Source organism: Roseomonas sp. F4 (genome assembly GCF_053891155.1).
In genome coordinates this window covers 450554-465227 of the sequence record NZ_JBSSHK010000002.1, presented here as the reverse complement: position 1 = coordinate 465227, position 14674 = coordinate 450554, and the positions used below count along the sequence as shown (strand labels likewise).

The 14674-nt window shown below is 73.4% G+C and carries 11 protein-coding genes and 1 other RNA gene; 1 reads left to right on the top strand and 11 read right to left on the bottom strand.

The window, feature by feature from the left end:
• Window positions 1-120: 120 nt before the first annotated feature.
• From ACVFYP_RS09590 to ACVFYP_RS09540, 11 genes are all read right to left on the bottom strand, one after another.
• Window positions 121-462 carry a YbaB/EbfC family nucleoid-associated protein gene (locus tag ACVFYP_RS09590; protein WP_499199944.1) on the bottom strand — a complete coding sequence of 114 codons (342 nt, stop codon included), beginning with the start codon at window positions 460-462 and terminating at the stop codon, window positions 121-123.
• Between the two features lie 6 nt (window positions 463-468).
• Window positions 469-2373 (bottom strand): DNA polymerase III subunit gamma/tau, encoded by a 1905-nt coding sequence (locus tag ACVFYP_RS09585; RefSeq protein WP_499199943.1) that lies wholly within the window; start codon window positions 2371-2373, stop codon window positions 469-471.
• Window positions 2374-2425: 52 nt separating this feature from the next.
• An RNA gene (ffs, locus tag ACVFYP_RS09580) (signal recognition particle sRNA small type) lies at window positions 2426-2518 on the bottom strand.
• Window positions 2519-2590: 72 nt separating this feature from the next.
• Window positions 2591-3970 (bottom strand): hypothetical protein, encoded by a 1380-nt coding sequence (locus tag ACVFYP_RS09575; protein WP_499199942.1) that lies wholly within the window; start codon window positions 3968-3970, stop codon window positions 2591-2593.
• Between the two features lie 72 nt (window positions 3971-4042).
• A complete protein-coding gene (locus ACVFYP_RS09570; protein ID WP_499199941.1) occupies window positions 4043-4357 on the bottom strand; it encodes a phosphoribosylamine--glycine ligase in 315 nt (104 codons plus the stop codon).
• Window positions 4354-5283, bottom strand: coding sequence for an NAD(+) diphosphatase (gene nudC, locus ACVFYP_RS09565; protein WP_499199940.1), 930 nt, complete (start codon window positions 5281-5283; stop codon window positions 4354-4356). The genes ACVFYP_RS09570 and nudC overlap by 4 nt, the downstream gene beginning before the upstream one ends.
• A 104-nt stretch (window positions 5284-5387) precedes the next feature.
• The gene (locus ACVFYP_RS09560) at window positions 5388-7712 is read right to left on the bottom strand and encodes a putative bifunctional diguanylate cyclase/phosphodiesterase (RefSeq protein WP_499199939.1); all 2325 of its coding nucleotides are present in this window, start codon (window positions 7710-7712) and stop codon (window positions 5388-5390) included.
• 7 nt (window positions 7713-7719) lie between these two features.
• On the bottom strand, window positions 7720-8205 hold the full coding sequence (locus ACVFYP_RS09555) for a putative pterin-binding protein (RefSeq protein ID WP_499199938.1): 486 nt from the start codon (window positions 8203-8205) through the stop codon (window positions 7720-7722).
• A gap of 124 nt (window positions 8206-8329) precedes the next feature.
• On the bottom strand, window positions 8330-12340 hold the full coding sequence (locus ACVFYP_RS09550; RefSeq protein WP_499200469.1) for a chromosome segregation SMC family protein: 4011 nt from the start codon (window positions 12338-12340) through the stop codon (window positions 8330-8332).
• A gap of 93 nt (window positions 12341-12433) precedes the next feature.
• The gene (locus tag ACVFYP_RS09545; protein WP_499199937.1) at window positions 12434-13078 is read right to left on the bottom strand and encodes a thioredoxin domain-containing protein; all 645 of its coding nucleotides are present in this window, start codon (window positions 13076-13078) and stop codon (window positions 12434-12436) included.
• Between the two features lie 27 nt (window positions 13079-13105).
• Window positions 13106-13567 (bottom strand): DUF721 domain-containing protein, encoded by a 462-nt coding sequence (locus ACVFYP_RS09540; protein ID WP_499199936.1) that lies wholly within the window; start codon window positions 13565-13567, stop codon window positions 13106-13108.
• A 2-nt stretch (window positions 13568-13569) separates the two neighbouring features.
• Between ACVFYP_RS09540 and ACVFYP_RS09535 the strand changes: the two genes are divergently transcribed.
• On the top strand, window positions 13570-14625 hold the full coding sequence (locus tag ACVFYP_RS09535; RefSeq protein WP_499199935.1) for an A/G-specific adenine glycosylase: 1056 nt from the start codon (window positions 13570-13572) through the stop codon (window positions 14623-14625).
• The last annotated feature ends 49 nt before the right edge of the window (window positions 14626-14674 follow it).

Here is a 14674-nt window from a genome sequence, read left to right as displayed (position 1 = left end):
CGCGCCGCTCCGCCACCGCCCGAAACCTGCCGTGGCTTTGCCACGGCAAGGCGACCGTCCGCCCAGGATCAACACCAAACCGGGGTCCCCGCCGCGTTGCGCAGCAACGTGGTGGGGAAATCAGAAGGGCAGCTTGAGGCCACCCAGGCCCCCGAGCCCACCGGGGATGTTCATGCCGGCGGTGGCCTTCTGCATCTCCTCGGCCATCGTCGCCTCCACCTTCTGCTTGGCGTCGGCATGAGCGGCGACCAGCAGGTCCTCCAGCACCTCCCGGTCCTCCGCCACCATCAGGGACGGGTCGATGGAGACGCGGCGCAGGTCGCCCTTGCCGGAGAGCAGCACCTTAACCATGCCGCCGCCGGCGCCGCCCTCGACTTCCGTCTGTTCCAGCTTCGCCTGCATCTCCTGCATGCGGGTCTGCATCTGCTGCGCCTGCTTCAGCATATTGCCGAGGTTCTTCATGGCGTCTCAGTCCTCCTGCGTAAGGTCATCATCCAGCCCGGCCGCTTCCGCGTCGGGTGGGGCGAAGTCACGGCCATCGGCCAGATCGGCGGCCATGGCCGGGGCCAGGCCATAGGCATCGACCGAGGCATCGCGCACCGCCTCGATCTTCGCGCCGGGGAAGGCGGCCAGCACGGCCTGCACCAGCGGGTGGCTTTCCGCCAGGGTCAGGCGATCGGCCTCCGCCGCGCGGCCCTGTTCGGCCAGCGTCGGCTCGCCGCCTTCATTCACCAGGCTGACGGTCCAGCGGCTGCCGGTCACGTCCTGCAAAAGGGCGGTGAGCTGCTGCGCCAGGTCGCGCGGCGCGTCGGGGCGGGGGCGGATTTCGATGCGGCCGGGCGTGACCCGCACCGGATGGACGCTGTGCACCAGATGCGCATGCAGCATAGGCTTCCGGCCGGAGGCGAGCGCGACGATTTCCCGGTAGCTGGAAGGCTGCGGCATCGGCGCCGCGACCGGCGCGGGGGCCGGGGCCACCGCGGCCATGGCCAGCGCGGTGCCACCGCCGCCGGCGATGGCGCGCAACCCGCCGCCCCCACCGGGGGGCGTGGCGGGCGCGGTGCCGGCGGAAACACCCTGCTCGGTCAGCCGGCGCACCAGATCGCCCGGCGTCGGCAGGTCGGCGACATGGGCCAGGCGGATCAGCACCATCTCGGCGGCGGCGCGGCGGTTCACGCCGTCCTGCGCCACCTCCTGCAACCCCTTCAGCAGGATCTGCCAGGCCCGCGCCAGCACGGGGATGGAGAGCGATTCGGCCAGGGCCACGCCGCGCGTCCGCTCCGCCTCCGGCAGGGCCGGGTCGTCCTTCAGCGCCGGCACGGTCTTCATGCGCGACAGAAGATGCACCAGCTCCATCAGGTCGGAGAGCATGATGGCCGGGTCGGTGCCGCCGGCATGGGCCGATTCGGTCAAGGCGAGGGCCGCGGCGGTGTCGCCGGCCATCAGCGCCTGCATCAGTTCCAGCGCCAGGCCGCGATCGGCGAGGCCCAGCATTTCCGTCACCAGCCCGGCGGTGACGCTACCGCCGCCGGCCAAGGCGATAGCCTGGTCGAGAATCGAAAGCCCGTCGCGCACGGACCCATCCGCCGCCCGCGCCACCATGGCCAGCGCCTCCGGCTCGGCGGGCACCGCCTCCAGGTCGCAAATCCGGGCGAAGTGGCCGCGCAGGGCTTCCTGCGGCACGCGGGCCAGCCGAAAAGTCTGGCAGCGGGAGAGGATGGTGGTGGGCACCTTCCGCAGCTCCGTCGTCGCCAGCATGAACTTCACATCCGGCGGCGGCTCCTCCAGCGTCTTCAGCAGGGCGTTGAAGGCGGCGTTGGACATCATATGGACCTCGTCCAGGATGATGACCTTGAAGCGGCCCTGGGCGGGGCGGAAGCGCAGGCGCTCCCGCAATTCCCGCACATCGTCGATGCCGTTGTTGCTGGCGGCGTCCAGCTCCTGCACGTCCGGATGGCGGTCGGCCAGGATGGCGCGGCATTCGGAACAGACGCCGCAAGGCTCGGGGGTCGGCCCGCCATTGCCGTCCGGGCCGATGCAGTTCAGCGCACGGGCGATGATGCGGGCCGTGGTTGTCTTGCCCACGCCGCGGACGCCGGTGAGCATGAAGGCGTGGTGCACCCGCCCCTGGGCGAAGGCGTTCTTCAGGGTGCGCACCAGCGCGTCCTGGCCGATCAGGTCGGCGAAGGTGGCGGGGCGGTATTTGCGGGCGAGGACGCGATAGGGCGTGGTGGCGGGCGCCGCCACGACTGGGGCTGGCGCGGGCTGTGGTGCGGCGGGGGCCGGTTCCCCGAAAAGGCCGGGGCCATCCTGCGGCGGCTCGGGAAGATCGTCGTCAGGGGCGATCGGATCGCCAAAGATGTCGCTGGTCATCGGGGCGCTGTCCGGGAAGCGAGGGCCCGGATGGCAGGGCCACAGGTGAGGTGGAAGATCGGCGGGCGACCCGCGCGAGAACTCGTTACGGCTGCTTCCTTCCGGACCTGACCGGGTTGGCGAGGGGCACGTCCGTCGCCGACCTTCCGCCCCCAATATCGGGCTTCCGGGCGCCCGGGGCAATGCCCCGGGGGTCATTCTCGCAACGCCCTAGGGGTCAGGCGGCCGGTTCGGCGGCCAACGTCAGAACCAGATCCGGCTGCGGACCCAGCGCGGCCTCCGGCCGGGCGATATGCAGCGCCTCGCTCAGCACGCATTCCGCCACCAGCCAGCGCAGCCACCAGCCGAGTCGCGCCGGGCTGGCGCTGCCGCCGAGGCCGGGTTCCGCCAGCAGCACCACCCGCCAGGGCAGCGGCGCCGATGGCGTGGACCAGGCTTCGAGCCCGGGCATGACGTCGCCGATCAGCTTGGGAGTGGGCCGGTCGGAGAAGATCGCCTCCGTCAGATCCGGCTCCGTCTCCCGCATCGCTACGCCCAGGAAGGAGGGGCCTGTGGGCGCACCGGACTCGCTGGGGATGTCCCGGCGCGGAAGGGCGGCGAGGTCGGCGCGCTGCGCCAGGACGGTGGCGCGGGCCAGGGCCGCCGACGCCTCCGGCCGCCGGGCGCCCAGCACCGTCAGCAAAGTGAGAATCAGGGCCTGGCCGCCCTCGATGGATAGGCTGCGGCCATCCTCGCGCCACAGCGCGGTGGGGTTGGGCTGGCGGGCGAAGCCATGGCGCAGCGGAACCCAATCCGCCGCCAGCAGGGGCCGCGCGGCGGCCGCCGTCTCCAGCCCCGCAAGGGTCGGGCCGGGCGCGGCGCCCAGCACGGAGGCGCGGCAGGGCAGCAGCAGGTGGAACAGCGGCACCTTGGCGAGCTGGGCGGCGCGCGCCAAAGCGAGCATCGAATCGAGCGGCGGCGGCGCGGCGACGGGTGCCGGAGCGGGCGCCGGGCTGGGCGCCACTTGCGGCGGCTTTGGCGGCGCGGCGACTGGGACCGGTGGGGGTTCGGCCGGGGCAACCGGCGGCTTGGGCGGCGCTGGCGCCCGGGGGGGCTGGGGCGGTGGCGCGGCCGGGATCGGCGCCTCAGGCGGACGGGCGGCCGGCGCGGGGCTGACCGGCGCCGGGGTGGCCGGCGCGGCTGGGGTGCGTGGCGCGGGCGCGGCGGCCGGCGGCGCGCTGGCCTTGGGGGCGGGGTCCAGGGTGGTCGGTTCCCAGCCCGCCGCAGCCTCCAGCACCTCCCGCATCCGGCGGGTCATGGCGAGGGTGGTCGCCGCCTGCCGGCCGGGGATCACGGCGCGCACGCGCAGCCGGCCCTCCAGGAAATCCAGCGGCGTCAGGGGCATCGGCGCGCGGAGATGGAAGCCGGGATGGCCATCCTCCCGCGTCACATCGGCGCTGCATTCGGCCAGCACCTCCATCCCGCGCATCAGGCGAATAATGGGACGCGCCGCGCGGTCCTGCGGATCGGCGGCCCATCCCACCACGACCTGGCTTTCGCGCAGACCGTCCAGGAATCCGATCGGGCCGCGCGGCGAGGCGGGGGATGCGCCGGACACGGCCCTGCCCTCAGTGTCGCTGGGGCCGGGGAAAGGCCCCGGGGAGCTGGGTCGGGATCGGCGCGCGCATGGTTAGAAGCCCGGCTGGCGCAGCGGCTCGACGCCGCCGCCCCGCACCAGGCCACGGCGGCGCAGGCAATCCATGAAGGCGCGGTTCTCGGCCTCCGCCCGCGCCTGGAGGAAGCGCTCCTCGCTGCTGGGCAGGCCGATCACCACCCGGCGCGATTCCTCCGCCACGCCGGAGGATCGCCGCGCTTCCTCCCGGCAGGCGACCTGGGCCGGGTTGTCGGCCGTGGGGACGGGCGCGGGGTCGCGGCCACCGCAGCCGGCGAGCAGCAGCAGGGCGAGAACACCGGATGTCAAAAAACGGGGGGCCAAAAGCTTCATGGAGTCTGCTCCAGCCAATCCTCGATCAACCGCCGGGCGATGGAATCGACCCGCGGCAGGGAAAATCCATGCGCCGCCGGGTCCCGCAACTGATCGCGGGTGAACCAGCGGGCATCCTGCAATTCCTCAGGGTCGATCCGGATCTCGTCCGACAGGCCCTCGGCATGGAAGCCCAGCATGATGCTGGCCGGGAAAGGCCAGGGCTGGGAGGAATGGTACAGCACGTCACCCACCTGGATGCCGGCCTCCTCCATCACCTCCCGCCGCACCGCCTCCTCCAGGCTCTCGCCCGGTTCCACGAAGCCGGCCAGGGTCGAATACATGGCGACATTCGGGAAACGGTGCGAATGGCCGAGCAGACAGCGCCCGTCGCGCACCACCAGCATGATCACCGCCGGGTCGGTGCGCGGAAAATGCTGGGCCTTGCAGTTGGTGCATTGCATGGCGTTGCCGGCGCTGCGCGGCACGCATTCATGGCCGCAGACGCCGCAGAAGCGGTGCCGCGTGCGCCAGTGCATCAGCCCGCGCGCATGTGCCAGGACGGAAGCCTCTCCCGGCGGCAGCAGGCCCGCGACCTGGCGAAGGTCGGTGAAGCCGCCCATCCCCTCGGGCAGCAGCGGCAGTGGGTCCTCGGCGGCGGAACAGTCCACCGCGAAGACAGGCCGGTCCTCCCAGATTCCGAGGAAGGCCCAGGGTCCGCCGGCCATGCGGAGCGCGCCGGCGGCCTCCCCGGTCAGCAGCACGGCTTCGGGGTGACCCTCCTCGACGCCCTTCATCAGGCTGCGGCTGCGCCAGACGGGGGTGAACAGGGTTTCGGGATGCGCCAATGTGGCGGCGATCCACTCGGCATCGTCCCGGCGGATGCCCGCGCGGTCGATGGGGCTGCCTGTATAGGCATTCGGGCGGCTGGCTGGGACGGAGAGCATGCGGGGCGGACCCTGCCACGCGCCCGGCGGCGGGGCAACCGAGCGGCGGTTGCAGACCGATCATCATGCGCCCCGCCACCGGCCTGTTCGGAAGGCCGGCGCGGTCAGGCCACGCTTCGGCTGTCGGTCACCACCGCCAGCGCCATTTCCGCCAGGGCCTGCGCCGGCATCGGCCGGCCCAGCAGGAAGCCCTGCGCCAGATCGCAGCCGAGTTGCCGCAGCACCGCGAGCTGGGCCGGCGTTTCCACGCCTTCCGCCACCACCTCCGCCCCCAGCCCATGCGCCAGCCGGATGACGGCGTCGGCGATGCGCCGGCCCGGGCAGCCATCGGCGCCGGGCTGCTCATCCAGCCCCTGGATGAAGCTGCGATCCAGCTTGATGACATCGAAGGGCAGGTGCCGGAGATAGCCGAGCGAGGAATAGCCGGTGCCGAAATCATCCAGCGCGATGCGCACGCCCAGCGCCCGCAGCGCCTCCAGGCTCTGGCGCGCCGCCTCGGCGCAGCGCAGGAACAGGCCCTCCGTCACCTCCACCTCCAGCAGCGCCGGATCGCAGCCAGTCGCGGCGAGCGCCTCCTCCACCAGCCGCACCCCCTGTTCCGCCCCGAAATGGCCGGCGGAGAGGTTCACCGCCACCGGCACCTCCAGCCCCATGGCGCGCCAGGCCAGGGCCTGTCGGCAGGCCAGGTCCAGCACCCGCTGGGTGATCGGTTGGATCAGCCCGGTTTCCTCCGCCACCGGGATGAACAGGCCGGGCGAGATCGCGCCACGTTCCGGGTGATTCCAGCGCAGCAGCGCCTCGCAGCCCTTCAGCGCGCCGGTGGCGACGCTGAACTTGGGCTGGTAGGCCAGGTGCAGCTGGCCAGTCTCCAGCGCCAGGCGCAGATCCTCCTCCATCTGCCGGCGCTGGCGCAGCGTTTCCTCCTGCTCCACGGCGAAGAGCACGGCCTGGCCACGCCCCGCCGCCTTGGCACGGTACAGCGCGATATCGGCGCGGCTGAGCATGGCCTCGACCGTGGTGCCGTGCTGCGGTGCCACGGCGATGCCGATGCTGGCACCGGAGCGAAGGGTATAGCCCAGCAGCCGGTAGGGCTGCGCCAGCACCTGCTTCAGCCGGTCGGCGAAGACCGTGGCCTCCGCCTCGCTGCGCAGGCCGGGCTGGATTACGGCGAATTCGTCGCCGCTCAGCCGCGCCAGCATGTCCTGGCCCCGCATCGCGCCGCGCATGCGGGCGGTGACGGCGAGCAGAAGCTGGTCGCCGACGGGATGACCCAGGCTGTCATTCACCTCCTTGAAGTGGTCGAGGTCGATGCAATGCACGGCCACCATCCGGTCCGGCGCGGCACGCAGCAGCTGCGCCTGCAGATGCGTGCCGAACATCAGGCGGTTGGGCAGGTCGGTCAGCGTGTCATGCTCCGCCAGATGGCGGATGCGATGGTCCGCGGCGCGCTGCTCCGTCACGTCCAGCGCCACCCGCACCACCCGCACCACCTCATCCCCCGCGAAGACCGGGGCGGTGCTGACCAGCAGCGTGCGGTCGCGGCCATCCGGATGGATGAAATGGTGTTCCTGCGTCGGCAGGGCCGTGCGGGTCGCCAGCACGCGCTGGATATCCGCCTCCACCCGCGGCGGGGCGCCGATCTCGCCGGCGGTGCGACCGAGCGCGGAGTCCTCCTTCTCCAACTGGGCGATGCCCAGGCTGGCCTCGTTCATCAGCACGATGCGGCCATCGCGGTCGAAGGCCGCGACGCCGACGGGCAGCGCATCGACCAGCACGCGCAGGGTGCGCTCGGCTTCCGCCGCGCGCCGGCCGCCGCGGGCGATCAGCAGCAGCAGCAGCACGAAGGAGAGCAGCAGGCCGCCCAGGCTGGCGACGAAGATGGTGCCCAACTGACGTGAACTGACGCGCGCGGTCTCCACCGCGATGCGGCGTTCCGTGTGCAAGGCGAGGTTCATGCGGGTGAGAAGGATATCCGCCTCCCGCACCACGGCGTCGATGCGCGCGAAGGTGGCCTGGTCGCCGGGCCGCAGCCGCAGCATGTCCGGCTCCAGCTGCGCCAGCGCATCCTGCAACCCGAGCACGACGTCGCCATTGTCCTGCAAGGTGCGGGTTTCCGCCTCCTCCGCCCCGCCCAGCAGCGGCAGGCGGCTGAGCATGATCTCGTAGCGCTCCAGCAGCCGTTCCTTGTCCCAACCGGGCTCGGCGCGCTGATAGCGATGCAGCGCCATGCCGAAGCGGTGCAGTTCCACCAGCGCCTGGGTGCTGAACCAGATGGAGACGCGCTGGCTGCCGGCTTCCAGCCGGAACTGTTCGCGCGCCCGCTGCAAGGCGGCGCCGACCGACAGGACCAGCAGCAGCACCGCCGCCAGCAGCAGCGTCGCGCTGCGCCAGCCGGCGTGGCGAAACCTCAGTCGTCCGAGGCGAGGCATGCCGGCCTCAGCTCACATCGATGTGGCGGAGCTGCCAGATGGCGCGATCCCGGAAGATCGCGATGTCGAGTTCCGGCCGATCGGTCCAGGGATAGACCAGCCAGATCGGCCCGCGGTCGCGGATGCGGATCGGCACCCCGTCCTGCCGCGTCGCCAGGAAGGCGCCGTGCCGGTCGGCATCCGCGCGCGGCACATTCACCGAATAATCGTTCAGCGCCGTGGCGCGCAGCAGGTCGCCCTGCGCCCCCACCGCCCGCAGCAGCACCGCCAGCGGCACGCCGGTGAATCGCAGAATTTCGGTCCCGGTCCAGGGGCTGCGCGTGGTCAGGCTCTCGGTCCCCAGGGCCTCTAGCCCCGCCAGGTCGAAATCCCGCGTCGCGCCGCTGATCCGCCCGCTGACGCTGAGGATGACGCGGCCCGACGGCGCCTGCGCCAGAACGGGCCCCGCCAGGGCGCCGAGAAACGGAAGAAGGGTGAGTGTGCGACGCCGCATGATGAACATCCAGCAGGTGGGGCAGGCGCGAACGGCCCCGCCGCCCGCGGCGTCATTTTCGCTCACAATCTGCTGAAAATGGTTAATACGATCACGCGGACGTGAAAAAAAGACACCCTCAGGCTCAGCTCGGGGCGCCCTCCACCATCTCCACCGCCCGTTGCAGGTCGACGCTGAGCAGGCGGGAGACGCCGCGTTCCTGCATGGTCACGCCGTAGAGCCGGTGCATCCGCCCCATGGTCAGCGGGTGGTGGGTGACGATCAGGAAGCGGGTGCCGCCGCGGCCCTGGTCGTCGCGTGCGGCCATCACCTCCAGCAGGTCACACAGGCGCTCCACATTGGCGTCGTCCAGCGGCGCATCCACCTCGTCCAGCACGCAGACCGGCGCGGGGTTGCAGCGGAACACGGCGAAGACGAGGGACAGCGCCGTCAGCGCCTGTTCCCCACCCGAGAGCAACGCCAGGGAGGACAGCTTCTTGCCCGGCGGCTCGGCGAAGATCTCCAGCCCCGCCTCCAGCGGGTCGTCGGACCCGACCAGGGCCAGATGCGCCTTGCCGCCACCAAACAGGCGGGTGAACAAAGCGCGGAATTCGGTATCGACCTTGTCGAAGACCACCCGCAGCCTTTCGCGGCCTTCCCGGTTCAAATGCCCGATCACGCCGCGCAGCTTGGCGATGGCGGTGGCCACTTCCTGGCGCTCCGCCTCGATCCGGGCGCGGGTGGCGTCCAGGTCGGTGAGTTCGGCCTCGGCGCGGAGATTGACCGGGCCCATCTCCTCCCGCTCCTTGGTCAGCCGCTCCATCTTGCGGCGCGCCTTGTCCTCCGCCTGGTCGGTCAGTTCGGGGACCTCCCGCGGCAGAGGCGGGTGGCCCTCGCCGAGGCGTTCGACGATGCGCTCCTCCACCGCCAAAGCGGCGGCCTCCGCCTGGCCGGCGGCGCCTTCCATGCGGAGCTGGGCCTCACGCGCCTGGGCGAAGGCGGCATCGGCGCCGCGCCGCGCGATGGCGGCCTCCCGGTCCTCGGTCTCGGCGGCGGACAGCGCCGCGGCGGCGGCCTGATGCGCGGCCTCGGCCTCGGCCAAGGCACGGCCGGCAGCGGCGCGCTGGGCGGCAGCGGTCTCCGGTGCCTCGGCCAAAGCGTCGCGCTCGGCTGCGGCGGCGGCGGCGCGCTGGGCGAGTTCCTGGCGGCGGCCGGCGGCCTCCGCCTTGCGGCGCGCCCATTCCGCCCGTTCCGGCCCGATCGCCGCCTGGCGCTGGGCGATGCGGGTGGTCTCGGCCGCCAGGGTCGCGCGGCTGTCGCGGCAACCGGCCTCCGTGTCGCGGGCCTGGGACAAAGCGAGGCGCGCCGCCTCCACCTGCGCCCGCAGCGCGGCGAGGTCGGGGGCGGCGGCACGGGCCGCCTGGGCCTCCGCCAAAGCCTTGGCGGCGGCCTCATGCTCGGCGGTGATGCGGGCGAGTTCGGGGGTCAGCGCGGCCAGCCGCGCCTCCGCCTCCGCCGCCCGCGCGGCGAGGCCGCGCGCCGCATCGCGCGCCGCCGTCAGCCGGGATTCGGCGCCGCGCCGGGCTTCGCGCGCGGCAGTCTCGGCGCGCGTGGCCGACAATTCCTCGGCGGCGGCGGCGCTGCGGGACTGGCGGGCGGCGGCGGCATCGGGGGCGGCGGCGCGGGCGATGCGCGCGGCCTCCAGCGCCGCGGTCGCCGCCTGCACCTCCTGCTCCAGCCGCGCCAGTTGGGGGGCGATGGCGGCGAGGCGCTGCTGCGCCTGCTGGTCGCGCGCCGTCAGCCGGTCCAGCGCCGAGGCGGCCAGGTTGGCGCGGCGTTCGGCGGTGGCACGCGCCTCCCGCTGGCGGGCCTCGGCGCCGCGCGATTCCTGTTCGGCGGCGGCGGCCTCGGCGCGGGCCTGGCCGGCGGCGCCGGCGGCGGCCTCCGCCTTGTCGAGCCGGGCGGTGGCGGCGCGGAGCGCATTGCGCTGGGCGAGGCGGACGGCGCCGGGGGTGGGGATGCCGGGCAACAACCCCTGGCCGTCCCAGCGCCAGACGGCACCATCCTCCGTCACCAAAGACTGGCCGGGCTTCAGCAGCGGCTGCAATGACGTGCCATCGGCGCCCTTGGGCAGCAGCCCGACCTGCGACAGGGCCCGGGCCAGCGCATCCGGCGCTTCCACCAGGCGGGCCAGCGGCGTGGCGCCAGCCGGCAAGGCCGGCATCGGGTCGAGCGGCGGCAGCGCGCGCCAGTGGCGCGGGGCCTCCGGGTCCAAGGCCGCGTCCAGCCCCTCCCCCATCGCCGCGCCGAGGGCGGCTTCCAGGCCGGGCGGCACGCCGATGCGATCGAGCACCGTCTCGGCGCCGCCGCCCACTTCGCGGGCGCGCAGCACATCGGCGAGGGCGGTGGCCTCGGCGGCGGCACGGGCGCGGGCGGCGCCGGCCTCGCTGGCGGCGGTGCGGGCCGCCTCATGGCGGGTCTGGGCGGCGGCGCGGGTTTTTTCGGCGGTGTCGAGGGCAGCGCGGGCCTCGGCCAGGGCGGCGGCCGCGGCCTCGGCCTCGGCGCGGCCGGCGGCCATCTCGGCTTCCGGCACCGCGCCGGCACGGGCGGCGTCGCGTTCGGCGGTCAGGCGCGCCTGCTGTTCGGCGCCGCGCCTCGCAGCGGTCTCGGCGGCCTGGAGTTCGGCCGTGGCGCGGGATTCGGAGGCCTCCGCCTCGGAGGCCAGGCGGCGGGCCGCCTCATGCGCGGCCTGGGCGGTGGCGCGGGCGGATTCGGCGGTGGAGAGCGCCGTCTCGGCCTCGGCCAGAGCTGTTTCGGCTTCCGCCACCCGGGTCGCCGCCGCCGCGCGAGCTTCTTCGGGGATCTGGGCCTGCACGGCTGCCGCATGGCCGGCGGTGATCTTGCGGTGCTGCACGGCAAGGCGTTCGGCGCGCGTGGCGGCCTCGGCCTCGGCGGCGGCCAAAGCGTTGGCCTGGGCGGCGGCCTCGGCGGCGATCTGGGTGGCGCGGTCGGCGGCCTCCACGGCAGCGGCGACGGCGGCGATCGCGGCCTGTTCCGCGGCCTCGGCATCGGCGCTGCGGCCAGGCAATTCGGCGGCAATTTGAGCAAGTTCCTCGCCCTCCGCCGTCAGCCGCGCCTCGGCGGTATCGGCATCGGCCTCCACCCGCGCGGCGTGGTCCAGATCCTTGGCCAATGCCGCGTGACGCTGCACGGCGCCGTCCAGCGCCTCCCGCGCCCGGGCTTCCTCGGCGCCGAGCGTCTCCGCCTCCACGCGCCGGCGTTCCAGGGCGGTGCGGGCATTGCCCTCCGCCGCGCGCGGGGCGGGCAGGCCCTGTTCGGCGGCGAAGGCGCGGCGCACCGCTGCCTCGGCGGCAGCCTCGGCCTGGGTGGTCGCATGGCGGGCCTGGGCAAAGGCGCCGCGGGCCTGGGTCAGCGCCGCCTGGGCGCGGGCGCGCAGAATGGCGAGCCATTCCACCTCCGCCTCCCGCACCAGCCCGGACAGGTTGCGGTAGCGGGCGGCCTGGCGGGCCTGGCGTTGCAGGTTCTGGCGGCCGGATTCCATCTGGCCGAGCAGGTCCTCCGCGCGGCCGAGATTGTTCTCCGCCTGGCGCAGTTTCAGCTCCGCCTCATGCTTGCGGGCGCGCAGGCCGGCGATGCCGGCCGCTTCCTCCAGCACCGCGCGGCGCTCCTCCGGCCGGGCGGAGATCAGCGCGGCGACGCGGCCCTGGCTGACCATGGCGGAGGATCGGGCGCCGGAGCCGATATCGGCGAACATGGTCTGCACGTCCCGCGCCCGCAATTCGCGGCCATTCACCCGGAAGGAGCTGCCCTCCCCCCGCGCGATCTTGCGCGAAATCTCCAGGTCCTGGGCTTCGGCATTGGGTGGCGGGGCGAGGCCGCCGGCCTCCTCCAGCGTCAGCGTCACCTCGGCGAGGTTGCGGCCGGGGCGGGTGGAGGTGCCGGCGAAGATGATGTCGTCCATCTCGCCGCCGCGCATGGCGCGGGCATTGGTCTCGCCCATCGCCCAGCGCAGGGCCTCGACGACATTGGACTTGCCGCAGCCATTCGGCCCGACAATGCCGGTCAGGCCGGGCAGCACCTCCACCACCGTCGCCTCGGCGAAGGATTTGAAGCCGGCGATGCGCAGCCTTGTCAGCCGTGCGCGGCGCGCGGCCTCGACTTGTTCCTCGGTCCGCGCCGGCTCGTCGGGGGTTTCACCCGTCTGGTCTGCCGGCACGGACTCCATGGATCAGCGCGTCTCGCCCACAAGCTGCGCGAAGCGGGCGAAGGGCATGTTGCCCGGCACGGCGCGGCTGCCGAAGACGAAGGTGGGGGTGGAGGCGACGTTGTGTTCCTGCTGCCCGGCGACGCGGGCAGCCAGGATGGCGCGGGCCAGGGACTGGTCGGCCAGCACCTCATCATATTTGGCGCGCGGCATGCCGGCCAAAGCGGCGACCTTGAACAGCTCCTCCCGCGGATCGGCACCGCGCGCGAAGGCCCAGCGGTCCTGGCTGCCCAGCAGGGTGGAGATGAAGGGCTCGTAGCGCTCGGCCGGCAGGCTGCGGGCCACGGCGGCGGCGGCCAGGGCCAGGCCATCCAGCGGGAAGTCGCGGAACACCATGCGCATGCGGCCGGACTCGACGAGGTCCGACTTCACCTTGGGCCAGGTCTCCCGGTGGAAGGCCGCGCAATGGCCGCAGGTCAGGGAGAAATACTCGATCACGGTCACCGGCGCATCGGCGCGGCCCAGGCTGCGCTCCGTCATGCGCGGGTCGTCGGCGGCCAGGGCCGGCGGGGGCGGCGTGGCTGGGGCGGCGCCCTGCGCCAGCACCGCGCCAGGGGCGAAGGCCAGGGCACCGGCGGCGAGCGTCAGCAGTGAACGGCGGTCGGGCATGGGAAGGCAGCCTCCGAAAAGGGTCGGTCAGCGCTTTCGATAGACGCCGAGGGCCAGCTTTGCCAGAGCATCGCGCAATTCGCCGGCCGGCATCTCCGCCAGCCGGGCCTCCACCCCCTCCGGCAGCACCACCGGCTTCGGCCGGGGCCGGGGGGGCACGGCGCCGGCCGGGGCCTGCTGCACGAAGCGCAGCCGTTCCACCGCCGTGCGGCCGAGATGGGCGTTGATCCGGCCGATCAGCTCCGTCGCCAGATGCTGCAACTCCATCGCCACCGGCCCGGCGCAGGCCAGGGTCAGCGTGCCGGAGGCCAGCCGCAACGGCTGGGTCGAGGCCGCCAGGGCCGGGCCGACCACATCCGGCCAATCGGCCATGAGCTGCGCCCCGGCCGGGCTGCGCTTGCGGAAGGCGGGGCGGGTCAGCCGGGGAATCAGGGAAGAGAGCGGCAGGGGGGCTGTCGGGAATCGCCGCTGATCGCCATCCTGTGCCATCCGTGACCCCTTCCCTTCCCGATCCCGCCCTGCTGCTGGCCTGGTATGACCGCCATCGCCGGGTGCTGCCCTGGCGCGGCGACGATGCCCGCCGCCCCGACCCCTACCGGGTCTGGCTGTCGGAGGTGATGCTGCAGCAGACCACCGTGGCCGCCGTTGGCCCACGTTATACACGATTCCTCGCCCGTTTCCCCGATGTCCAGGCGCTGGCCGATGCGGGGTGGGAGGAGGTGGCGGAGGAATGGGCTGGCCTCGGCTACTACGCCCGCGCCCGCAACCTGCATGCCGGCGCCAAGGCCCTGGCGGCGCAGGGATTTCCCCGGACGGTGGAGGGGCTGCGGGCGATCCCGGGCATCGGCCCCTATACCGCCTCCGCCGTCGCCGCCATCGCCTTCGGTCAGCCGGTGGTGCCGGCGGATGGCAATGTGGAGCGGGTGGTGGCCCGGCTGGTGCGGGAGGAAACACCCCTGCCCACCGCCAAGCCGCGGCTGGCGGCGCTCGCCCAGGGCTTCATGGCGCATGCGGCCGCCCGTGCCAGGCCGAGTGATTTTGCTCAGGCGATGTTCGACCTGGGTGCCACCATCTGCACCCCGCGGAACCCGGCCTGCGCGCTCTGCCCCTTTCGCGACGGCTGCGCCGCCCGGGCCGCCGGGGTGCAGGCGGAGCTGCCGCGCAAGACGCCGAAGCGGGCACGGCCGACCCGGCATGGGGTGCATTTCCTGCTGACGGAGGCGACCGGCGCCATCCTGGTGCGCCGCCGTCCGGCGAAAGGGCTTCTGGGCGGCATGCTGGAAATCCCCGGCACGGCCTGGCGCGCCGAGGCCTGGACGATGGCGGAGGCGCTGGAACACGCGCCGCTGCCGGGCCTCGCGTGGCAGCCCTTGCCCGGGGAGGCGCGCCACGGCTTCACCCATTTCGAGCTGCGCATGACCCTGCTGACCGCCCACCTGCCCGGCCCGACCGAGGCGCCGGGTTTTGCCTGGATGGACCCCCAGGCCACCCAGGCCGCCATGCCCAGCGCGATGCACCGGCTGCTGGCGTTGTGGACGGCCATATAGTCCGGACGATTCAACCCCCCTCAACACTTCGTGTGTAGCTTCGGCATGC

Coding starts and splice junctions, on each gene's coding strand:
- ACVFYP_RS09590 (WP_499199944.1), bottom strand. CDS start 462: ATGAAGAACCTCGGCAATATGCTGAAGCAGGCGCAGCAGATGCAGACC.
- ACVFYP_RS09585 (WP_499199943.1), bottom strand. CDS start 2,373: ATGACCAGCGACATCTTTGGCGATCCGATCGCCCCTGACGACGATCTT.
- ACVFYP_RS09570 (WP_499199941.1), bottom strand. CDS start 4,357: ATGAAGCTTTTGGCCCCCCGTTTTTTGACATCCGGTGTTCTCGCCCTG.
- nudC (WP_499199940.1), bottom strand. CDS start 5,283: ATGCTCTCCGTCCCAGCCAGCCGCCCGAATGCCTATACAGGCAGCCCC.
- ACVFYP_RS09560 (WP_499199939.1), bottom strand. CDS start 7,712: ATGCCTCGCCTCGGACGACTGAGGTTTCGCCACGCCGGCTGGCGCAGC.
- ACVFYP_RS09555 (WP_499199938.1), bottom strand. CDS start 8,205: ATGCGGCGTCGCACACTCACCCTTCTTCCGTTTCTCGGCGCCCTGGCG.
- ACVFYP_RS09545 (WP_499199937.1), bottom strand. CDS start 13,078: ATGCCCGACCGCCGTTCACTGCTGACGCTCGCCGCCGGTGCCCTGGCC.
- ACVFYP_RS09540 (WP_499199936.1), bottom strand. CDS start 13,567: ATGGCACAGGATGGCGATCAGCGGCGATTCCCGACAGCCCCCCTGCCG.